The 21,561-nt window shown below is 69.9% G+C and carries 16 protein-coding genes and 1 pseudogene; 8 read left to right on the forward strand and 9 right to left on the reverse strand.

Annotated features, from left to right (window positions below; translation table 11 throughout):
* Window positions 1-361, reverse strand: a pseudogene (locus ABZ664_RS06505) (hypothetical protein); the annotation flags it as partial.
* 105 nt (window positions 362-466) lie between these two features.
* The gene (locus ABZ664_RS06510; RefSeq protein ID WP_362503956.1) at window positions 467-2,236 is read right to left on the reverse strand and encodes a hypothetical protein; all 1,770 of its coding nucleotides are present in this window, start codon (window positions 2,234-2,236) and stop codon (window positions 467-469) included.
* A gap of 450 nt (window positions 2,237-2,686) precedes the next feature.
* On the opposite strand from ABZ664_RS06510, the gene ABZ664_RS06515 reads away from it, so the two are divergent.
* Complete coding sequence (locus ABZ664_RS06515) at window positions 2,687-3,202, forward strand: DUF305 domain-containing protein (RefSeq protein WP_362503959.1); 516 nt, start codon at window positions 2,687-2,689, stop codon at window positions 3,200-3,202.
* A gap of 441 nt (window positions 3,203-3,643) precedes the next feature.
* On the opposite strand, the gene ABZ664_RS06520 is transcribed toward ABZ664_RS06515, so the two are convergent.
* Window positions 3,644-4,306 (reverse strand): DUF305 domain-containing protein, encoded by a 663-nt coding sequence (locus ABZ664_RS06520; RefSeq protein ID WP_362503962.1) that lies wholly within the window; start codon window positions 4,304-4,306, stop codon window positions 3,644-3,646.
* Window positions 4,307-4,709: 403 nt separating this feature from the next.
* On the opposite strand from ABZ664_RS06520, the gene ABZ664_RS06525 reads away from it, so the two are divergent.
* The gene (locus ABZ664_RS06525) at window positions 4,710-6,125 is read left to right on the forward strand and encodes a hypothetical protein (protein ID WP_362503965.1); all 1,416 of its coding nucleotides are present in this window, start codon (window positions 4,710-4,712) and stop codon (window positions 6,123-6,125) included.
* Between the two features lie 289 nt (window positions 6,126-6,414).
* On the forward strand, window positions 6,415-7,746 hold the full coding sequence (locus ABZ664_RS06530) for a hypothetical protein (protein WP_362505084.1): 1,332 nt from the start codon (window positions 6,415-6,417) through the stop codon (window positions 7,744-7,746).
* A gap of 156 nt (window positions 7,747-7,902) precedes the next feature.
* Here ABZ664_RS06530 and ABZ664_RS06535 read toward each other — a convergent pair whose 3' ends face one another.
* Complete coding sequence (locus ABZ664_RS06535; protein WP_362503968.1) at window positions 7,903-8,886, reverse strand: RDD family protein; 984 nt, start codon at window positions 8,884-8,886, stop codon at window positions 7,903-7,905.
* Window positions 8,887-8,923: 37 nt separating this feature from the next.
* On the opposite strand from ABZ664_RS06535, the gene ABZ664_RS06540 reads away from it, so the two are divergent.
* Entirely contained in the window at window positions 8,924-9,919 is a 996-nt protein-coding gene (locus ABZ664_RS06540) for a stage II sporulation protein M (RefSeq protein ID WP_362503971.1), read from the forward strand.
* 23 nt (window positions 9,920-9,942) lie between these two features.
* On the opposite strand, the gene ABZ664_RS06545 is transcribed toward ABZ664_RS06540, so the two are convergent.
* From ABZ664_RS06545 to ABZ664_RS06565, 5 genes are all read right to left on the reverse strand, one after another.
* A complete protein-coding gene (locus ABZ664_RS06545) occupies window positions 9,943-11,307 on the reverse strand; it encodes a DUF58 domain-containing protein (protein ID WP_362503974.1) in 1,365 nt (454 codons plus the stop codon).
* A gap of 2 nt (window positions 11,308-11,309) precedes the next feature.
* Entirely contained in the window at window positions 11,310-12,233 is a 924-nt protein-coding gene (locus ABZ664_RS06550; RefSeq protein WP_362505087.1) for a MoxR family ATPase, read from the reverse strand.
* A 110-nt stretch (window positions 12,234-12,343) separates the two neighbouring features.
* Window positions 12,344-13,636 (reverse strand): DUF4350 domain-containing protein, encoded by a 1,293-nt coding sequence (locus ABZ664_RS06555; protein ID WP_362503977.1) that lies wholly within the window; start codon window positions 13,634-13,636, stop codon window positions 12,344-12,346.
* Complete coding sequence (locus ABZ664_RS06560; RefSeq protein ID WP_362503980.1) at window positions 13,633-14,274, reverse strand: DUF4129 domain-containing protein; 642 nt, start codon at window positions 14,272-14,274, stop codon at window positions 13,633-13,635. The genes ABZ664_RS06555 and ABZ664_RS06560 overlap by 4 nt, the downstream gene beginning before the upstream one ends.
* The gene (locus tag ABZ664_RS06565) at window positions 14,259-15,563 is read right to left on the reverse strand and encodes a hypothetical protein (protein ID WP_362503983.1); all 1,305 of its coding nucleotides are present in this window, start codon (window positions 15,561-15,563) and stop codon (window positions 14,259-14,261) included. Before ABZ664_RS06565 ends, ABZ664_RS06560 begins: the two co-directional genes overlap by 16 nt.
* 341 nt (window positions 15,564-15,904) lie before the next feature.
* Between ABZ664_RS06565 and mtrA the strand changes: the two genes are divergently transcribed.
* The 4 genes from mtrA (at window position 15,905) to ABZ664_RS06585 (ending at window position 21,227) form a co-directional block, all read left to right on the forward strand.
* Window positions 15,905-16,582 (forward strand): MtrAB system response regulator MtrA, encoded by a 678-nt coding sequence (gene mtrA, locus ABZ664_RS06570; RefSeq protein WP_030907316.1) that lies wholly within the window; start codon window positions 15,905-15,907, stop codon window positions 16,580-16,582.
* A gap of 27 nt (window positions 16,583-16,609) precedes the next feature.
* Window positions 16,610-18,331 (forward strand): MtrAB system histidine kinase MtrB, encoded by a 1,722-nt coding sequence (gene mtrB / locus ABZ664_RS06575; RefSeq protein ID WP_362503987.1) that lies wholly within the window; start codon window positions 16,610-16,612, stop codon window positions 18,329-18,331.
* 163 nt (window positions 18,332-18,494) lie between these two features.
* Window positions 18,495-20,240: an LpqB family beta-propeller domain-containing protein gene (locus ABZ664_RS06580; protein WP_362503990.1), complete on the forward strand. Its 1,746-nt coding sequence runs from the start codon at window positions 18,495-18,497 to the stop codon at window positions 20,238-20,240.
* 282 nt (window positions 20,241-20,522) lie between these two features.
* On the forward strand, window positions 20,523-21,227 hold the full coding sequence (locus ABZ664_RS06585) for a phosphoribosyltransferase family protein (RefSeq protein WP_362503993.1): 705 nt from the start codon (window positions 20,523-20,525) through the stop codon (window positions 21,225-21,227).
* Window positions 21,228-21,561: the final 334 nt, after the last annotated feature.

Consider the following 21,561-nt stretch of genomic DNA (forward strand, 5'->3'; position numbering starts at 1 on the left):
CGGGGCCGATGGTGGCGGTGCCGCCGCCGGTGGCGGTGAACTGGCTGGCCTGGCCGACGACGGCCCAGAAGTCCCCGGCGGGGATCTCCTCGGGCAGGCGGGTGTCGGTGACGGTGACGGTGGGCAGGGTGCCGGTGAACTGGCGGGCGGCGGCGTTGGTGCCGTTCTCGGTGAGGGTGACGCCGTTGTTGTCGGCGACGGTCATGGAGACCTCGCCGGGAGTGCGGATGGGGTCGATGGTGACCGAGACCTCGATGCCCTCGTCGGGGTCGGCGGAGGCCATCGCGGGGGCGGCGGTGGCGGCGAGGGCGAGGCCGAGCAGGGACGCGGCGATGACCCGGGTGGTGCGGGTGGTCTTCATGGGCTTGCTCCGTTTATGGGGGGCGGGGCCGACCGGCATGTCGGCCGGCCCCGGTTGAAAGTGGCGACGTTCAGAGGTGTGTGCTGTGTCGCCGTTGAGGTCGGGTCAGCTGCAGCTGAGCGTGTTGTAGGCGGTGCTGTGGTCGGCGGTGATCGCCTGGCCGCCGATGGTCGCGGCGCCCGCGGCGGTCACGGTGCCGGCGGCGAGCTGTGCGGTCCGGGTGTTGAAGGACTGGTAGGCCTGCTTGCCCGGGGCGACGTCGGCGAACGTCTTGGAGCCGTAGGGGGTGGTCAGGGTGATGCTGGCGGGCACGGTGCCGTTGTTGACGGCCGTGACCGCCAGGTGCGCCGTGGTACCCACACAACGAGCCTGCGTGGTGAGGGCCATCGAGAGGCCGGAGGTGAACTTCGTCTGGTTCTGCGGGTTGATCCTGTCGCTCTTCACAGCCGCCGCCGCGTTGATCTCGGCCTGGGTGAGGGACTCGCTCGGCTTCAGCTTGAAGGCGTCGAAACCGCGCACGATCTCGTTGCCGTAGATGTGGCCGTTGTACCAGTAGGCGGACCAGAAGCCACCGGTGACCAGCGAGGACGCGTTGACCGGACCGCGGTCGAAGAACGCGATCTCCTTGGGGTTGGCGGAGTCGGTGAAGTCGAACACCGACAGGCCACCCTGGTACCAGGCCTGGACCATGACGTCACGGCCGGGGATCGGGATGAGCGACCCGTTGTGCGCGACACAGTTCTCCGCCGTCGTCTGCGGCACCGGGAGCTTGTAGTAGCTCCTGAAGACGAGCTTGCCGTCGACGATGTCGTAGATCGAGTTCGCGCCCCACGACGGCAGGTCGGTGGTCCGGCAGCGCGCACCGGAGCCGCCGCCCCACTCGTCGGTGAAGACGACCTTCGTACCGTCGTTGTTGAAGGTGGCCGAGTGCCAGTACGCGTAGTTGGGGTCGGAGACCGCGTCGATCCGCTTCGGGTTCGTCGGGTCCGAGATGTCGATCAGGATGCCGTTACCCGCACAGGCGCCGGCGGCGAGGCCGATCTCCGGGTACGACGTGATGTCGTGGCACTGGTTGGTGACCGGTGACGGCGACCAGTTGGTGCCGGCCGGGTGCTGCGGGGTGGGCGGGGTGTTCTGCAGCCCGTTGATCGCGCCGGTCTCCTCGTTGGTGAAGATCCGGGGGTTGCTCACGACCGAGGCGTTCTGCGGGGCGGCGAGCGGAACCCGGATGACGTCGATCCGCCACAGCGAGGTGGCCGGGTCGGTCGCCGCCGTGTTGGCGCAGCCCGCGAGCTCCTGGCCGGAGCGCACGCTGGAGGTGCCGGAGACGTAGACGTACAGGTTCTCCGGTTCGTTCTTGCTCGTCACCAGCGAGTGCGTGTGCGAACCACGGCAGGTCTGCACCGCCGCCACCTGCGTCGGGTGCTCGATGTCGCTGATGTCGAAGATACGGACGCCGCGGAACCGGTCGGGGTTGACGGTTCCGGTGGCCCCCTGAGTGCCGCAGTCGATCCGACCGCGGGTCTCCTCGACCGACAAGAACAGCAGGTTCCCCTGCACCGACAGGTCGCCCTGCCCACCGGGGCAGACCACCGAAGTCTTCAGAACGGGCGTGCTGCCCGTGGAGATGTCGTAGATGTTGAAACCGTTGTAGTTACCGGAGAACGCGTAGTTCCCACTGAACGCCAGGTCGGAGTTGAGATACGAGCCGCTACCTGGGCTGGAGGGGTTGTAGAAGCCCTCCGGCCTGTCCAGGTGTGCGGTCTTCTCCAGGTTGCTGATGGCTTCCTGGGCGTCCAACCATCCGGCACCAAGACCGATGCGGGGGTCGACGTCGGCCGCCGCGGAGGCCATGGTCGGCAGTAGTCCTGCCAACACCGCACCTATCGCGATGATCCCGAGCTTCTGTAGTCTGGCACGTCCCCCACGCGCCGAACGGCTACCTCTCACGGGCCGTTTCCCTTTCTTTCGGGCATCCCCTCCCTAGGTGATCTATCGCGAAGGGCGACCCGGGATCTGCCGGTGCCTCTTTGTGACGCCAGCTGGGGGGAGATCCACTTTGGTGTTACACGCGAACTGTAACGGAAGCGGCCTTGATGTTCTATACCCTGACATATCTACTGTTCCGGATGACCGCTACCTAGAAGGGTGCAAGAGGTTCACATAATGACTTCACTGCCCAAATGGCGAAATGTAAGCATGTTTGTAATCGCCGTCGGCATGATCGCCGGATGTACCACGGAGTCGCCCAAGGCGTCGGCCGCTCCAGTGATCGTTCAACCGGGAGCCCCGGGCGATCGCGGACAGACGCTCGCCGCCTCCTCGATGCCGACGGTCGCAGACACCCAGTTCACCGCCGCCGACGTGCTCTTCATGCAGGGCATGATCCCGCACCACGCCCAGGCGCTGCGGATGACCGACCTCGTGCCCTCCCGCAGCAAGAACCGGGACATCACTTTGATCGCCCAGCGGATGCAGGCGTCCCAGGAGGACGAGATCGCGCTGATGCGACGCTGGCTCCAGGACCGCGACCAGAAGGTGCCGGACGCGAACCACGATCACTCCGGCGCAGGTGGGGAGCTCATGCCCGGGATGCTGACCGAGGAGCAGTTCGCCGAGCTGAAGAAGGCCACGGAGAAGGACTTCGACCGGCTCTTCGTGCAGTACATGATCACCCACCACACGGGCGCGCTCCAGATGGTCGAGAAGCTGTTCGGCGACGGTGGCGGCCAGGAAACGGAGATCTTCACCTACGCCTCCCACGTCGACGCCGACCAGCGCATCGAGATCGACCGCATGCAGAAGCTCCTCGCCCAGTTGGGCGGCCCCGCTTCCGGCTGACGCGCCGTTTCCCTTTCGGCCGGGACGCGTTCGCTCGGGGAGGGGAGGTGAGAAAAGCGCGGACGGGCGGCTGCTTTGACGACAGGGGCGACGGTCGCCGGTCTTTGTTGTTCACCGTCGCCCGAGAGGCGGCGAACAGGAAAGAAGGTGTCCTGTAAACTTTTCCGAAGATCAAGGTAAAGGGCTGAATCAAATTTTGTCGCGACAAAGTCATCCTTTGTCGTCCTAATTGTCGGGACGGGCGATTCGCTGATTCATGCCTGTCCCATGTCGCCCCAAGGCCGGGATCGACCCGGTCGAGGCGCCGGACACCCTGCGGCGGGGCTACGACGTACGGTCATGACGACGGCGGTCCGCGCCGGGTGCCTGATCAGGGGTGAGCGCCCGGCGGAGGCGAAGGACGGCGCGATCCTCGCGAGCCGTCCACGCAAGAGGGGCGAGTCAGAGCTCGGCCTGCATCTCCCGCATCCTGCGGATCTCCGCGCTCTGGGTGACCGAGATGTCGTTGGCCAGCTCCTCGACCCGCACGTGTGAGCCGGAGGTCAGGACCTGCTCGGACATCGCGAGGGCGCCCTGATGGTGCGCGATCATGAGCTGGAGGAAGAGCCGGTCGAAGTCCTTGCCCGAGGCGGCCGTGAGCGCCTTCATCTGCTCCGGCGTGGCCATGCCGGGCATGTCGCCGTGCCCGGCATGGTGTTCGGGAACCCGCTGCCCCTGCTGCTGGAGCCAGGTGGTCATGAACTGGATCTCCGGCCCCTGTGCGTCCTTGATGCGGGAGGCGAGGCCCTTGAGCCTGGTGTGCTCGGCCCTGGTCGGGGCGAGGGTGGCCATGTCGAGGGCCTGGCGGTGGTGAACGATCATGTCCTGGAGGTACTTCACGTCGGCCGCGTTCACGGTGGGCGAGGGCACGAGCGTGGCGACCTCACTCGGGTCGACGGTCCTGGCGACCTCGCCCGGCCTGCCTGGGACGATCACCGGCACCGAGGCCTGGGCGGCCTCGGGGGGTGCGGGGGCATCCGGCTCCGAGGTGCACGCGCTGAGAGACAGGGCGGCGACCACGGCGATGAGCGCGACGCGCACCCGGCCTCCTTCGTGAATGTCCATTAACGTCCTTCCGCGGCCTGCGAGCCGGGGATATCGGCTTCCGGCCCCGGTCGGATCCCTCGATCCGCGGGTCGGGCACGCCCAAAGCTCCACGCGAGCATCCAGGCGAACACGGCACGCCCCGTCCCGTCAGGAACGCCACGTCCATCGTGTCCGCCGCGGAACACCCCAACCCTAACGGGTCGGGCTGACGTGAGGAGAGAGGCCTCGCACGGGAGATGTGGGATGTTTCGGGCTGTATGTCCAGTGCCGCAAGACCGTAGCCCCTCCGGGCCGCGTTCGTAAAGGCCTCATGTCGGAAACAGTTGCTGACACTGTGACGGCTTGCCTGGCCGGCCGTTCAGGATGAACGATTCAGACATTTATGCACGCTTTATCAGTGCATGTAGCTAGGAGGTACAAAGTGTCCACCCCCCCAGGGAAGGGTCTGACCGGCCGCTTTCTGTTCGTGGCCGGCCTCGCCGTCGCCACGGTTCTGGCCGCGGTACCCGCGCAGGCCGCTGACATCCCGGCGCCGGGCGAGATCGCCAAGAGCGGAAACGTCGAGCACGTCACCAACGTGCCCAAGCCGGCCAGCCTGACAGACATCAACACCGACATGGCGTTCCAGGGCGACTACGCCTTCGTCGGCAACTACAGCGGCTTCTCGATCTACGACATCAAGAACCCGAAGAAGACCTCGGTGGTCAGCTCGGTGATCTGCCCCGGCGGCCAGATGGACCTGTCCGTCCATGGTGACCTGCTCTTCGCCGCGGTCGACTCCTCACGCAACAACGACTCCTGCAGCAGCGTCGGTCAGAGCGCCGCGATCAAGGAATCGTGGGAGGGCGTCCGGATCTTCGATGTCAGCGACAAGAAGAACCCCAAGTACGTCAAGGCGGTCGAGACCAACTGTGGCTCGCACACCCTGACTCTCGTCCCCGGCAAGGGCAGGGACAAGAAGAACGTCTACGTCTACGTCTCCTCCTACAGCCCGAGCGCGTCGTTCCCCGACTGCCAGCCGCCGCACGACAAGATCTCGATCATCAAGGTGCCGGTGAAGAACCCGGAGGCCGCCGCGGTCGTCGCCACGCCGGTTCTGTTCCCGGACGGTGGCAACCCCGGCGAGAGCCTGCCGTACCCCTACCGCACCTCGGCGACGAGCGGCTGCCACGACATCACCGCCTACCCGGAGAAGGACATCGCCGCCGGAGCCTGCATGGGCGAGGGCATCATGATGGACATCTCCAACCCGGTCGACCCGAAGGTCACCGCCACGGTCCGTGACGACGAGAACTTCGCGTTCTGGCACTCGGCGACGTTCAACAACAAGGGCACCAAGGTCGTCTTCACCGACGAGCTCGGCGGCGGCAGCGCGGCCACCTGCAACGAGGCGATCGGCCCGAACCGCGGCGCCAACGCCTACTACGACATCGAGGACGGCCAGTTCGCCTTCAAGGGTTACTTCAAGATCTCCCGCCACCAGGACGACACCGAGAACTGCGTCGCGCACAACGGCTCGCTCATCCCGGTCAAGGGCAAGGACATCATGGTCCAGGCCTGGTACCAGGGCGGCATCTCGGTCGTCGACTTCACCGACTCGGCCAACGCGCAGGAGATCGCCTTCTTCGAGCGCGGCCCTGACAGCGCCAACCGGCTCAGCGGTGGCTTCTGGTCGGCGTACTACTACAACGGTCACGTCTACGGCAGCGACTTCAACCTTGGTCTTGACGTTCTGAAGATCAATGACAAGCGCCTCGACAAGGCGGACAAGGTCAAGTTCAAGGACCTGAACCCGCAGACCCAGGACTCCTACCAGCCCGACAACAAGGGTCACTGACCTTTGACGTGACGGTCGTCGGGCGCCCGTCCGGCACCCGACGGCCGTCACTCGCCCCGGAACCACCCGGCGAGCCATAAAAAGGGGTAACAGTAAACTTTTCTGGAGTTCAGGTAAAGAGGTTGAATCAAATTTTATTGTGACAAAGTCACGTCATGTTGACTCGGGTCTTCGGGGCGGACGGTTTGCTAATTTATGCATGCCTTATGTCCGCTTCAAGGAGGCACCCGCAGTGTTCGCTCCCCGAAGGGTCGTCCGGGCGTTGGCGGTGGTGGCCACGGCCGCCGCGATGCTGATGTCCACGGTCTCGGCCCAGGCCGCCGACATTCCTCCGCCCGGCGAAGTCGTCACCAGCCCCAACGTGACGCACGTCGGGACCCTGCCCAAGCTTCCCGGCCTTGAGAGCACCGTCAACAGCGACATCGCCTTCCAGGGCAACTACGCCTACGTCGGCAACTACGGCGGTTTCTCGATCTACGACATCAGCAACCCGAAGCGCGCCAAGCTCGTCAGCGGTGTCCTGTGCCCCGGCTCCCAGATGGACGTGTCGGTCCACGACGACCTGCTGTTCGCCGCGGTCGACAACTCCCGCAGCGACGACTCCTGCAACAGCGTCGGCCAGCCGGCCAGCGTCAAGGAATCGTGGGAGGGGGTCCGAATCTTCGACATCAAGGACAAGAAGAACCCCAAGTACATCAAGTCGGTCGAAACCAACTGTGGCTCCCACACCCTGACCCTTGTTCCCGGAAAGACCGGGGACCGAAAGAATGTCTACCTCTACGTCTCCTCCTACAATCCGAGTGACACGTTCCCCGACTGCCTGCCACCGCACGACAAGATCTCGGTCATCAAGGTGCCGCTGCGCAACCCGACCGCCGCCGCCGTGGTCAAGACGCCGGTCATCTTCCCCGACGGGGGCAACGAGACGCAGCCGGGCCTGCTGCTGCCGACCAGCGGCTGCCACGACATCACCGTCTACGCGGAGAAGAACATCGCGGCCGGGGCCTGCATGGGTGACGGCGTCCTGTTCGACATCTCCGACCGGGAGAACCCGGTGATCACCGCGCGGACCACCGACCCGAACTTCGCGTTCTGGCACTCGGCGACGTTCAACAACAGGGGCGACAAGGTCATCTTCACCGACGAGCTCGGCGGCGGCGGCGCGGCCACCTGCAACGAGGCGATCGGCCCGAACCGCGGCGCCGACGCCATCTACGAGATCAAGCGCGGCAGGCTGGTCTTCAAGAGCTACTTCAAGATCGCTCGCCACCAGGCCGACGCCGAGAACTGCGTCGCGCACAACGGCTCGCTCATCCCGGTCAAGGGCAAGGACATCATGGTCCAGGCCTGGTACCAGGGCGGCGTCTCCTTCGTGGACCTCACCGACTCGGCCCGTCCGAAGGAGATCGGCTACTTCGAGCGCGGTCCCGAGCCCAACGGCGGAAGCGGCGGCATCTGGTCGGCGTACTACTACAACGGCTATGTCTACGCCAGCGACTTCCACCGAGGGCTGGACGTCCTCAAGATCGACGACCGTCGCACCGACCCGGCCAAGAGTGTCCGTACGGACCGGCTGAACGTGCAGACCCAGGCCTCCTACGGAGAGCACGGCCACCACTGACCGTCCGAGCGGCCCGTCCTCCGAGGAGACGCGGTCGCCCGCGAGACGTACGTGAGGGGCGGTGGGCCTTCCCACCGCCCCTTTTGCGTGCTCCGGCACGACGCTCTTCACCGGCGTGAGTGCTCGCCTACGGGGAGGTGAGGGTGCGGGGGCCTGTCAGGCGGGAGGGACGAAACCGCCGGGCGTGGAGTCGGGCCGCCGCGCGGGGGGCGGGGACGTGGGCGGGAGAGGTGCCGGGTGGGGCGGCCCAGCCGGAGGCGGCAGGGGGATCCGCGGCTGCGACGGCCGGTAGTCGGGCCGAGGCGCCGATCCGGGGGGCGCGTACGGAACGGGGACGTACGGAGCGGAAGGGTGCGGCTGACCTGTCCACTGCCGCTCCGGCCGGTGCCCGCCGGTTCGCTGGGCCAGGCGCGCCTGCTCGCGGCGACGGCGTTCGGCCAGGACCGCGGTCAGGTAGGCGAACGGCGGCACACCCGGCGGGGCGGGAGGGGAGACGAAGGCCGACATCTCGGTGGCGATGCGCACGCCCATCTCGTGCTGGACGGCCGGGGCGAGGTCGTGCCAGCGCATGAGGTACTGCCTCGCGGTGGCCGCGACCTGCTCGGGCAGCCGCGACAGCTCCAGCGTCGCCGCCCACGGGGCGAGCATCGGCGGCATGTCCAGCGGCGGCCCGTACTGCCGCGGGACGCGCTCGGAGATCACGATGGTGCCGGAGAAGATGTCGCCGAGCCGCTTGCCCTTCTCCGAGATCAGCGAGCTGATCAGCGCGGGGGCACCACTGAGCATCCAGAACTCCAGGACCCCCGCCAGCCCGCGGAACAGGGCCTGCCGGAACCGCTCGGGACCGCCGTCGTCGCTGACGACCCGCAGCCCCAGCGCGAGCTTGCCCAGGCTGCGCCCACGCGTGAGCGTCTCGAAGGTCACCGGGTAGCCGACGACCACGAGCACGGTGAGCACGATGTAGACCATCGTCGTCAGCGCCGGATCGTCCAGGAATCCCAGGTTGCCGACGAGGAGGGAGGCCCCCAGCAGCGTCACGACCTGGATCGCCATGTCGATCAGCAGTGCCGCGGCCCTGCTCGGGAGCTGGGCCACGCGGACCTCGACGACCACGGCCTCGCCGGTTACGACATCGGACACAACCAGCACCCTACCTTCGACTGGATAGGCTGATCGCGTGGACATCGACGCCTTTGTCACCGCGCACCGGCCCGCCTGGGATCGTCTTGAGGATCTGGTCCGGCGTCGCGGCTCGCTGGACGGTGCCGAGGTCGACGAGCTGGTCGACCTCTACCAGCGGGTGGCCACGCACCTGTCCCTCGTCCGCTCGGCCTCCGCCGACCCCATCCTGGTGGGCCGCCTGTCGGCGCTCGTCGCCCGGGCCCGCTCCGCCGTGACCGGGGCGCACACCCCGGCCTGGCGGGAGTTCGTCCGTTTCTTCACCGTCTCCTTCCCGGTGGTCGCCTACCGGGCCCGTCGCTGGTGGCTGGCCACGGGCGTCGCGTTCCTGCTGGTCTCCACGGTCGTCGCGGTCTGGGTGGGGGAGAACCCCGGTGTCCAGGCGGCGATCGCCACCCCCGAGGAGATCACCCAACTCGTCGAGCACGACTTCGCCGACTACTACTCGGAGAACCCGGCGACCTCGTTCGCCGGACAGGTCTGGGTCAACAACGCCTGGGTCTCGATGCAGGTCATCATGATGTCCGTCCTGCTCGGCCTGCCGATCCCGTACGTCCTGTGGGAGAACGCGCTCAACGTGGCCGTCTCCGCCGGGCTGATGGCCTCGCGCGGCAAGCTCGACATCTTCTTCGGGCTGATCACCCCGCACGGCCTGCTGGAGCTGACCGCGGTGTTCCTCGCCGCGGCCGTCGGCATGCGCCTCGGCTGGACGGTCGTCGACCCCGGCCCGCGCAGGCGCACGGAGGCTCTGGCCGAACAGGGCAGAGCCGTGATGAGCGTGGCCCTCGGCCTGATCGTGGTGCTGTTCGTCTCCGGGCTGATCGAGGGCCTGGTCACTCCCTCGGGTTTGCCCACCTGGGCGCGGATCGGCATCGGGGTGGTCGCGGAGGTCGCGTTCCTCGCCTACGTGATCTTCTTCGGCCGCCGCGCCGTGGCCGCGGGCGAGAGCGGGGACATGGAACGCGCCCCCGACCTGGCTCCGAGCGCCGGCTGAGCACCGGTGAGCGCCGGGGCGGCTCAGAGCCGCCCGGCCGCCTTCAGCGCCAGGTAGGCGTCGGCGAGGGCCGGGGCGATCTGGTCGGGGGTGGTGTCCACGACCTCCACACCCTGGCGGCGCAGCAGGGTGGTGATCCTGCGCCGTCCCGCGCGCAGGTGCTCGGCCGCCGCCGCGCCGTAGACCAGCTCGGAGGTGCCGCGCCCGGCGGCCATCTCGGCCACCTGGGGGTCGGAGACGGCGGCCAGGAGCACCAGGTGCCGCGAGGAGAGGCGGGGAAGGACGGGCAGAAGCCCTTCCTCAAGCGCCGCCGGGTTGAGGTCGGTCAGCACGACGACCAGGCAGCGTCGCCTGGCCCGCGCCATGACGGCCGCGACCATCCCCGCGGAGTCGGCCTCGACCAGTTCGGCCTCGATCGGGGCCATGGTGTTGACCAGGGACGACAGCAGCTCCGTACGGCCGGTGCCGGACACCCAGGCGCGTACCCTCCGGTCGTGGGCCATGAAGTCGACCCGGTCGCCCGCACGGGAGGCGAGGGCGGCCAGCAGCAGCGCCGCGTCCATCGACCAGTCGAGGCGGGGCCAGCCGGGCACGACCCGCGCCCCGCTTCCGGCGCCGGTCCTCGGCACCTCCCCGGCCAACGGAATCGGGGCGGTGCCCACCCGTCCGGCCGAGGTACGGCCGGTGTCGAGCACGATCAGCACCCGACGGTCGCGCTCGGGCCGCCAGGTGCGGACGACGACGTCGTCGCGGCGCGCGGTGGCCCGCCAGTCGATCGAGCGGACGTCGTCGCCGACCACGTACTCCCGCAGCGAGTCGAACTCGGTGCCCTGCCCCCGGATCATCGACGGGTGCCGGCCCTCCAGCTCCCTGAGCCTGGACAGCTTGGCGGGCAGGTGCTTGCGGCTGAGGAAGGGGGGCAGCACCCTGACCGACCAGGGCACCCGGTGTGAGCCCTGGCGGGCCGCCACACCCAGCGGGCCCAGCGTCCGCACCGTCACCGTGACCGCCTCGCGGTCGCCCCTGCGGGTGGGAGTGAGCGTCGTGACCAGCCGGCGGCGCTCGCCGGGGGGAACGTCCAGCGGCAGGTGCCGGGGCGTGGCGCCCGCGGAGGGCGGCCAGGCGTCCCTGAGCACGCCGCGCGCCCTGCGGGGGCCGGGGTTCTCCACGATCAGCTCGACCGTGACCGACTCGCCGAGCCGTACCAGCCGCTCGCCCGAGCGGGTGAAGCGCAGCGGGCGCACGCTCCCGGCCAGCAGCAGGTCGACCGCGACCAGCGCCACGATCAGCAGCGCCACCCCTGCCACGGCGAGCCCGGGCCGGGGGGCGAACAGCACGACCAGGGTGCCCAGCAGCGCCAGCAGCGCGGCCCGTCCTGTCAGCGCCATGGTCAGCGGGGGACGGGGACGGAGGCGAGGATGGCGTCGATGAGACCGTCGGCGGTCGCGCCCTCCAACTCGGCTTCGGGACGTATCTGGATCCGGTGCCGCATCGCGGGCCTGGCCAGCGCCTTGACGTCGTCGGGCGTCACGTAGGTGCGGCCGGACAACCACGCCCAGGCCCGCGCCCCGGCGAGCAGCGCGGTGGCGCCGCGCGGGGAGACACCGAGCTGGAGCGAGGGCGACTGGCGGGTCGCCCTCGCGATGTCCACGATGTAGCCGAGCACCTCGGGGCCCACGTGGACCTTGCCGACCGCCGCACGTCCCGCGGCGAGGTCGGCGGCGGTGGCCACGGCCTTGACGTGCGAGAGGTCGCGAGGGTCGAAGCCGAGCGCGTGCCGCTCCAGCACCGCGATCTCCTGGTCGCGGGGCGGCAGCGGGACGGTCAGCTTGAGCAGGAACCGGTCGAGCTGCGCCTCGGGCAACTGGTAGGTGCCCTCGTACTCGACGGGGTTCTGGGTGGCGGCCACGATGAACGGGTCGGGCAGCGCGCGCGCCGCCCCCTCCACGCTGACCTGACGCTCCTCCATCGCCTCGAGCAGCGCGGCCTGCGTCTTCGGCGGCGTGCGGTTCACCTCGTCGGCGAGCAGGAGGTTCGTGAAGACCGGCCCCTCGCGGAACTCGAACTCCGACGTCTTCGCGTCGTAGATCAGCGAGCCGGTGATGTCGCCCGGCATGAGGTCGGGGGTGAACTGCACCCGCTTGAAGTCGAGTGAGAGCGCCGCCGACAGTGTCCTGACGAGCAGGGTCTTGGCGACGCCGGGCACGCCTTCGAGCAGCACGTGGCCCCGGCAGAGCAGCGCGATCACCAGCCCGGTGACCACGGCGTCCTGGCCGACGACCGCCTTGGAGACCTCGGCGCGCAGGGCTCCCAGCGCCTCCCTGGCCTGGTCCGCGCTCTGCGCGGCGGGTACGGCGGATGCGCCGGGCGCGGACCTCGCGACGGAGACCGCCTCGGTGAGACCGTCGTTCCCCGGTGGTGTGGTCACGACTTTCCGACCTGCCTTTCCAAGATGTCCATGTATTCGGCGAGGGCTACCAGCCCCGCCTCGTCGACCGGCGGAGGTCCGTACAGGGCGGCGCCGACGTGCGACGCCGCCTGGCCGGTCCGCTCGGCGATCGCGTTCACCAGCGCGTCGGGGCCGGTCCCCGGGGGCAGCCCGAGGCGGGGGGTGACCCGGTCGGTGAAGCCCGCGCGCAGGGCCGCGGCGGCCCGGTCGCGGGCCCGCCGCGCCCGGTAGAGCCTGGCACGTCCCTCGACGGTCTCGGCCGCCCGCACGACGACGGGCAGCCGCTCGGCCACCACGGGACCGAGCCTGCGGCCCCGCCAGAGCGCGAGCAGCAGCACCGCGAGGAACACCTGTACCACGGCCCATTTGACCCCTTCGGGGACCAGGTCGTAGAAACCCTCCCCACGGTCGCCCGCCTGGGGGGTGGCCTCGGGAGGCGTGAGCCAGAGCAGGGTGGGCCGCCCGCCGGCGAGGTTCGTCGCGAGCGCGGCGTTGCCGTCCTCGGCGAGCCGCAGGTTGGTCATGAACTGCGCGTCGCCCGCGACGGTGACCGTCCGGTCCCCCACACTGTGGGAGACCAGGGTGGGCTTCCCGCTCGCCGGGTAGCAGCCGATCGCCCCGGCGGGCAGGGTGAGTGTCACGCCGCCGCTGTAGGCGCTGCCCGCTCTCGTCGCGGCCGGCAGCGCGCACCGGGGCTCGCGGGATCGCGCCCGCGCCTCACCCACCGGGGCCACCCCGGGCGCGAGCAGGTCCAGGTGCTCGGGTACGCCCACCACCAGCAGGTCCGAGGGTGCGGCGGCGAGCCGCTCCGCCTCGTCCTCGTCGAGCGGGAAGGTCCGGCTCACCAGCAGGGTGCTGCCCGCGGGGCCCGCCTGCTCGGCCAGCGACGCGGCCTCCGCGGCCGAGGTGACCCGCGTGACCCGCACTCCGTTCGCCTGCAGCAGCCGGGCCAGGCCCTTGCCTCCCGACAGCGAGGTGTCAGCGGGGTCGAGAGGTCTTTCCGGTCCGCCGGAGCCTCCGAGCAGCACGCCGGCGACGGCGACGGCGACCACGAGGAGCGCCACCAGCAGGATGCCCCTGCCGCCGCGCCAGAGGCCGCCCGCGGTCGGGGAGGTGGAGGTCGTCGCGGAGACCCGCGCACCGGCGTGCCCTGAGGTCCGCGTCGCGCTCCCGGCGTTCTCTGGGTTCCCAGCGTTCTCGGGGTTTTTGGTGCCACCCGCGTCCTCGGCGGAGGTCGATCCCGTCTTTCCCGGCGGGGCGAGGCTCATGGCGCGTCCGTCCGTACGACGGGCGCGGGGCGGGCCGTGCGCAGGTGCTCGTCGAGGTCGCGCATGATCCCGTACGCCTCGGGCGTGCCGGGCACCTCGCCGTAGGTCACGTCGTCGAACACCCGCGCCGCCGCGGCGAGTTCGGAGGCGAGCGCGGGCAGGGCTCGGCCCGCCTCGGCGGCGAGCTCGTCGGCGGTGCGGCCGGGCGTGTGGTCGATGATCACGCGGTCCTCCAGGTCACGGGCGACGGCCCGGAGCCGTTCGCGGACCGCCTCGGCCCACCGGGCCTCCGCCGCCAGCCGCTCGGCGGCCTCGCGGTGCTCGGCGGCGCTGAGGCGGCGGTCGCCGAAGATCCCGCCCTCGCGGGTGCCGCCGCCCCCGGCGGTCCTGCGGGCGACCAGGAGCAGCGCGACGACGATCCCGATCACGATCACGAGAAGGGCCGCCCGTGCCGCCAGGCTGCCGACGGTGCCCATGGACTCCTGGTCGAGCAGGTCGCCGAGGAACTGGTTGACGTTGCGCCAGACGCGGTCGACCAGGGACTCCTTGGCGTACTCGGATCTGAGCAGCTCCTGGATCGCCTGGCGCCGAGCCTCTTCGCGCCCGATGTCGACGGGGGACGTCAGGAATGGGACCACGGGGCTCCCTGGCCGGGGGGCTCATGCCGCGCGGGGCCCGCGGGTGTGATGGAGGGGTCCCACAGATCGTCGGCCGACGCGTGGACCCAGCCCTGTCGCCGCTGCTCGATCGCCGCGGTCTGGAGCACCAGGTCGAACGCCTCGGAGCGCATCCGCCGGTCGGCGTAGAGCAGGCCGTTCACCCCCGCCTGGAGGGGATAGGTGATCATCGAGCCGAGGGTGACGCCCACCGCGATGAGGATCGCCGCGGCGATCCGCGCGCCGCCTGAGCTCTCGCCGAGGAGGACGAGGAAACTCCCGCCCAGGACGAAGGGGAAGGAGAGCAGCTGGCCGACGAGGAACGCGATGATCTGCGTGAGGATCACGATGCCGAGCGTCCGCCAGAAGCCGCCGGAGACGAGGTGCCAGGACCTGAGCAACGAGTCGACGACGCCGCGCCGCTCCAGCACCGCGGCCGCGGGGGCGAGCACCAGCCGGGTGTTGACGAAGAGGGCGTAGACCACGTAGGCCAGCACCGCCACCACGCCCACGGTCGCGACCACAGTGACACCGGCCCCCGCCGAGCCGAGCGCGAAGAACATGCCGATGATCATGGCCATCGGGACGAGCAGGATCACGAGGTTGACGACGACGAGCCCGAACAGCGTGGGCACCCGGCTCCGGGTCAGCGTCCATGCCTCGCCGGCCGTCATCCTGCCGCCGAAGACCGCGCGGCCCAGGATGCGGGTGACCACGCCGGTGAGCAGCGTCACGGCGACGAACTGGATCGCGTAGGAGAGCAGGGTGCCGCCGTACTGGGAGAGGAAACTCCCCTCGTCGGGGGTCGCGTTCGGGTTCTCCAGGATCGGGGTGATGGAGTCGAGCGCGATCACCTGCCCGATCGCGAGGGGGATCGCGCCCAGCGCGGCGGCGATCGCCGACAGACCCAGGACGCTCCTGGGGTTGGAGCGCATCAGCTTGATCGCCCCGTCGAGGATGTCGCCCACGCCGAGCGGACGCAGCGGGATGATGCCGGGCCGCATCGCGGGAGGCGGCATGTGCGCGCCGTACGGCGGCCCGTAGGGGCCCTGCTGGTACGGCTGCTGGTACGGCGGTTGCCGGTGCGGTGCCTGGCCGTGGGGCTGCCAGGGCCCCTGAGGGGGCCCCTGCGGCGGCGCGGGAGGATCGGGCGCGGGGCCGGGGGCGGTCCACGGGGATCCCTGGGCGTTGCCGTACGGCGGAGGTTGGTTGGACGCCCAGCCCGAGGGCGTGCCGGGATCGCCGGGACTGGAGCCGTGACCGTCTGACATATCCCAATCCTGGCATGTGGACACACCATCCGTGGTGATCGGGTGATCACGCGAACGTTTCATCCCTCACAGCGAGGGCGGAGATGCCGGAGGGATGGCCGAGACACCGTGGTTTACCGCAGACTGTGAACGTGGTCATCACCGCCCGGTGCCCGCAGTCACCGGGTCGGTGGCGGCCGTGGGGGGCGTAACTGCGCGTTTTACGTTGAATGCGCCTAAAATTCGTCAGTTGGACGCCCCGTCGTCGGCCGGTGTCATCCAGTAGGCGGGCGAGGGTAATCTTCGATGATCGACCGATTTATCACGATAACTCCCGAACTGCGTAAAACGAATGAGGGGCCATGAAAGGACGCGTGCTGGTCGTCGACGACGACGCGGCTCTCGCCGAGATGCTCGGTATCGTGCTGCGCGGAGAGGGCTTCGAACCCTCCTTCGTCTCCGACGGCGACAAGGCACTCGACGCGTTCCGCGACACCCGGCCGGACCTGGTCCTGCTCGACCTGATGCTGCCGGGGGCCGACGGGATCGACGTCTGCCGCCGCATCAGGGCCGAGTCCGGGGTGCCGATCGTCATGCTGACGGCCAAGAGCGACACCATCGACGTGGTGCTCGGGCTGGAGTCGGGGGCCGACGACTACATCGTCAAGCCCTTCAAGCCCAAGGAACTCGTCGCCAGGGTCCGCGCCCGGCTGCGCCGCACCGACGAGCCGACGCCGGAGATCCTGCAGATCGGCGACATCACGATCGACGTCGCCGGGCACTCGGTGAAGCGGGAGGAGGAGACCATCAACCTCACCCCGCTGGAGTTCGACCTGCTGGTCGCCCTCGCCAGGAAGCCTCGCCAGGTCTTCACCCGCGAGGTCCTGCTCGAACAGGTCTGGGGCTACCGCCACGCGGCCGACACCCGCCTGGTCAACGTGCACGTCCAGCGGCTCCGGGCGAAGATCGAGAAGGATCCCGAGCACCCCGAGATCGTCGTGACGGTCCGCGGGGTCGGGTACAAGGCCGGACCGGCCTAGCCGCCCCTCTTCCCCCGGACCCCCGAGATGCCTCCCGCACCGAAGAAACGCCGTCGCACCCCGCGCCAGCTGCTGCGGGGTGTCCGGCGTCGTGTCCGGCGCGTCGCCGGCCGGGCGCGACGCGTCTTCTGGCGCTCGCTCCAGCTGCGCGTGGTCACCAGCACGATGGTCATCTCCATCGTGGTCGTCGCCGTGCTCGGCGTCTTCCTGATGCAGCAGATCATCAGGACCACCCTGGAAACCAGGGAGAGCGCGGCCAAGAGTGAGGCGCAGGCCGACAGGAACGCGGTGCTCGGCTATCTCAGCCAGCCGGCGGCCGAGGCCGCCAAGCAGGCCGCGGAGCCGGGCCAGGCGCTGCAGCCGGCGGGAAGCAGCCCGCTCAGCCAGGCCACGGAGGCGCTCGCGCGGCGCGCGGGCTCGGCCAGCCGCTACTCGGTGATCATCCGTAACGAGACACTGCCGGGGGCGTTCTACGGAACCACGGACATCGACCCCGTCAGCATCCCGCCCAGGCAGCGTGAGGAGCTGTTCAAGAAGGAGGCCGGCGAGGACAGCACCTGGTACACCCCCCTGTACTACAAGGGGCAGCCGGAGCAGCCCGTGCCCGGCATGATCATCGGCACCCGCCTCGACTCGTCGTACGAGATCTACCACCTCATCCCGCTGGACAAGGAGGAGCAGACCCTCGCCTCGGTGCAGCAGATGATCATCCTTGTCGGCGCCGGCCTCGTGCTGCTGCTGGCCGTGATCTCCTCCCTGGTCACCCGCCAGGTCGTCACGCCGGTGCGGCTGGCCAGGCAGGCCGCCGAACGGCTGGCCGCCGGGCGCCTGGACGAGCGGCTGAAGGTGCGCGGCGAGGACGACCTCGCCCGCCTGGCCGCCTCCTTCAACGAGATGGCCGCCAACCTGGCGCTGAAGATCCACCAGCTGGAGGAGCTCTCCCAGGTCCAGCGCCAGTTCGTCTCGGACGTCTCGCACGAGCTGCGCACCCCGCTCACCACCGTGCGGATGGCCGCCGACCTGCTCTTCGACGCCCGCGAGGACTTCGATCCGATGGCCGCCAGGTCGGCCGAGCTGATGCAGAACCAGCTCAACCGGTTCGAGGCGATGCTCACCGACCTTCTGGAGATCAGCCGCTACGACGCGGGCGCGGCCGACCTCGACGTCGACTCCGTGGACGTCAGGGACGTGGTGCTGCGTGCCGTCGCCGACTCCGAGGCGCTGGCCGAGCGCCACTCCACCCGCTTCGACCTGCGCCTTCCCGGTGAGCCGTGCATGGCGGAGATGGACAGCCGCAGGGTCGAGCGCATCCTGCGCAACCTGCTGTTCAACGCGATCGAGCACGGAGAGGGCCGCGACATCGTCGTCTCGGTCGCCGCCGACAGGGACGCGGTGGCGGTGGCCGTACGCGACCACGGGGTGGGACTGAGAGCCGGCGAGGAGAACCTGGTCTTCGACCGTTTCTGGCGGGCCGACCCGTCCCGGGCGCGCACGATCGGCGGTACGGGCCTGGGGCTCGCCATCTCCCGCGAGGACGCCATCCTGCACGGCGGCTGGCTGCAGGCGTGGGGCTCGCACGGGGAGGGCTCGCAGTTCCGGCTCTCGCTGCCCAGGGTGGCGGGGGCGGTGCTGAGGGGCTCGCCGTTGCCGCTCGTACCCCCGGAGGTGGAGATGCGGCGCACATGGCGAGGGCACATGACGCCGGTGCTGTCACCGGCGGCGGCCGACGGGGGGCGCGATGCGGACTAGGACGGGAGGCGCGCGACGCCGGCCGGAGCCTGTGGGAAGCGCGACGCGGGTCGGGGGCGGAAGGGCACGGCGACAACCCGAGCCGGTCGGGGGCGCCGCGCGGACCGGTGTCCGCGGGAGGCGGTACGCGGCGCTGAGGGGAGGCGCGCGGAACGCGGGGACGGTGATCCTCGCGATCGCCCTCGTCTACGCGGTGAGCGCCTGTTCGGTCATCCCCACAGGGGGCAAGTCCGTCGTCGCCGTCGACAACGAGCGCAAGGGCAACCCACTGGGCGACCCGTACGCGCGGGTCATCGCGATGCCGCCGAAGGCGGGCTGGTCGCCGGAGGAGGTCGTCACCGGCTTCCGCGCGGCGATGGCGAGTCTCGACGACCCCGCCTTCCAGGTCGCCCGCGAATACCTCACCGGCGACTTCGCCGCCAAGTGGAACCCGCGCAGCGGCGTCACGGTCTACCGGCAGGGCACGTACGAGAAGTTCGCGCCCCTCCGCGACGAGGACAAGCAAGCCCAGGTAACGCTCAAGGGCAGCAAAACCGGGATCATCGACCAGGATGGCCGATACCGCCCGAGCGGCGGCCCCCTGAACCAGTCCTTCACGCTCGCCATGGACGGGAACGGCGAGTGGCGCATCAGCGCGGCCCCCGACGGGCTCCTGCTGTCCGAGGCCGACGTCGCCCGCGGCTACCTGCCCGTCGACCTGTACTTCCTCGACTCCCAGTGGAAGGGCCTGGTGGTCGACCAGGTACGGGTGCCGATCGACCCGGCCGCCAACTTCGCCAAGACGACGGTCGAGCGGCTGATCAGGGGGCCGAGCAGTTCCCTCAAGGACGCGGTGCGCACCGCCTTCACCGGCACCGAGCTCATCGACGTCACCATCGAGAACAACCGGGTCGTCGTCGACCTGACCAGGCGGGTGGACTCCGACCTGATCGACCCGATGTCGGCCCAGCTCGCCGCGACGCTCGCCGCGCTCACCAAGGGCGGCTGGGGCTTCGAGGTCACCGTGAACGGCGAGTCGTACTATCCCGACGCGTCCCTTCAGATCGACGCTCAGGAGCATTCGAACTTCGACCCCTGGACGACCCCCGACGCCGTCTACCCGTTCTATCTCGCGGGCGGCGCGCTGCGGCTGCTGGACAAGGAGAACGTCGGGCGGCCCGTGCCCGGCAGGGCCGGTCAGAAGGGGGCGGGGACCCACCCCGCGATCAGTGGCCAGCCCGTACAGCAGGTGGCGGTGCTCTCAGGAGACGGCAGGAGCGTCTCCGTCGCGCCGCTCGCCGCGGGCGGTGAGTGGCGCGACTGGATCACGGGGGTCTCCCTCGCCCCGCCCGCCTGGGACCGCTATCACACGCTCTGGACGGTCGACCGGCCCAACGACCACGCCTCGGTCATCACCCGGCACGACGGCGACAACAAGCACCGGTACCGGGTGTCGGCCCCGGACCTGGAGACGTTGTACATCAAGTCGCTCAAGGTCGCGCGGGACGGCGTGCACGTCGCCGTGATCGTCAAGGACGGGCTGGGCGAGCAGGTCCAGGTCGGCACCGTCATCGGAGAGCGGGAGAACACCCGCGTCACCAACCTCCAGACCGTGGTCAACGCCGACGGCAACCGGACGATCAAGGACATCGCCTGGAAGGACGGCAAGACCCTGTACGCGCTCACCGGCAAGTCGGAACTGCTTGAGGCCTCGGTCTCCGCCGAGCCCAAGTCCCTGCCCTTCGACTCTCGGATCGAGAGCATCACCGCCCTGGACAGCACCCTGCTCGCCGGGGCCAGGGACGAGCAGGGGGCCCGGCAGGTCCTGTTCTGGAACTCCACCAGGTGGGAGTCGCTGGTCAAGAACGAGACCGGGACCACGGACTTCACGGAGAACGGTCCCGCCTTCCCGGCCTTCCCCCTGAGCTGAGCGACCCCTTCGGGAGTGGGTTTCCCCAGGTTTCCCGCGGTTTGTCGCGGTGCGGTGCCCGGGCCGTGCGATTCGCGCCGTGAGGGCGACGGCCGTGGTGAACATGCGGCGTATGCGGCCTCACCCCGGGGTGAGGCGTTCTCCCGTGCGCCCTGTCACGTCCCTGTCACGTCCCTGTCACGGCCCTGGCAGGGCCGGCCATCGCCTCCGGCGGGGGACCGAACCCCCCTCCGGTACCGTGGGCTGGGCTTTTTTGTCGGTGCCATATGCAACCTTGGATCCGTGACGACCGCCATGCTCGACCTGATCCTGCCGCCCCGCTGCGCCGGATGCGACGCGTTGGGCGCCCTCGTCTGTTCCCGCTGCGCGAAGGAGCTGCACGGGGCGCCCGCCCTCCGGATGCCGGACCCCGTTCCGCCAGGCCTGCCCGAGTGCTGGTCGGCTGCCGAATACACCCCCGCCGTGCGGCGAGCGATCATCGCCTACAAGGAGCGCGGTCGCACGGCCCTCGCCCCTCCGCTGGCCGGGGCCCTCGCCCTCGCGGTGGCGACGGCGGCCGGCGAGCGGCCGGTGTTGCTGGTGCCGGTGCCCAGCGCCCGCCCGGTCCTGAGGCGCCGCGGGCACGACCCGGTGACCCGGCTCGCGACGCTGGCGGCCGGTTACCTCCGCGAGGCCGGCTGGCCCGCGAGCGTGGCACGGGTGCTCGCCCAGCGCCGCCGTGTCGCCGATCAGGCGGGGCTGAGCTCCCTCCAGCGGGCCGCCAATCTCTCCTCCGCCTTTACGGTCACGATCGGCCGCAACGCGCCTGTGCCGCGCTCCTGGGGCGGTACGGAGGCGATTGTGCTGGTCGACGACATCGTCACCACCGGTGCGACGCTCGCGGAGGCGGCGAGGGCGATGCGCGAGGCGGGGGTCACGCCCTCCCTCGCCGCCACGGTCGCCGCGACACGCCGGAGATCGAGAACCGGTGATCGCGACGGATCGTGACGCAGGGTGAGGTGGTGACCCGATTTCGGGGTCACCTCGGCGCCACACCTCACTGTCCTGATCGTCTCGAGGATGCCTTCATGGCTGCTCAAGAACATGAGAGGCCCTTACCGCTCCCGCCGTCACCCCCCGGAAGCGGGAGCCCCGGAGCCGGTCGGCCGGTCCTGGATTACGCAAAGTGATCCTTTGGTCGATGGTCAGGCTGACATTCGGCCGGGATGCGGATAGCGTCTGAGCCATGGCACCCGCTCGGGTCCGTGGTTGCGCCGGACCGACCTCCGCGAAGAGGCCGGCCCGGCTAGCCGATGCCAGCCGCAGGCGAAACGGTCCACGT

The organism is Streptosporangium sp. NPDC006930 (genome assembly GCF_040635605.1).
Classification (GTDB): Bacteria; Actinomycetota; Actinomycetes; order Streptosporangiales; family Streptosporangiaceae; genus Streptosporangium.

Excerpts from the sequence above, each read along its gene's own strand:
- ABZ664_RS06515 (WP_362503959.1), top strand. The coding sequence starts at position 2,687 with ATGCCGACGGTCGCAGACACCCAGTTCACCGCCGCCGACGTGCTCTTC.
- ABZ664_RS06520 (WP_362503962.1), bottom strand. The coding sequence starts at position 4,306 with ATGGACATTCACGAAGGAGGCCGGGTGCGCGTCGCGCTCATCGCCGTG.
- ABZ664_RS06530 (WP_362505084.1), top strand. The coding sequence starts at position 6,415 with ATGCTGATGTCCACGGTCTCGGCCCAGGCCGCCGACATTCCTCCGCCC.
- ABZ664_RS06545 (WP_362503974.1), bottom strand. The coding sequence starts at position 11,307 with ATGGCGCTGACAGGACGGGCCGCGCTGCTGGCGCTGCTGGGCACCCTG.
- ABZ664_RS06555 (WP_362503977.1), bottom strand. The coding sequence starts at position 13,636 with ATGAGCCTCGCCCCGCCGGGAAAGACGGGATCGACCTCCGCCGAGGAC.
- ABZ664_RS06565 (WP_362503983.1), bottom strand. The coding sequence starts at position 15,563 with ATGTCAGACGGTCACGGCTCCAGTCCCGGCGATCCCGGCACGCCCTCG.
- mtrA (WP_030907316.1), top strand. The coding sequence starts at position 15,905 with ATGAAAGGACGCGTGCTGGTCGTCGACGACGACGCGGCTCTCGCCGAG.
- mtrB (WP_362503987.1), top strand. The coding sequence starts at position 16,610 with ATGCCTCCCGCACCGAAGAAACGCCGTCGCACCCCGCGCCAGCTGCTG.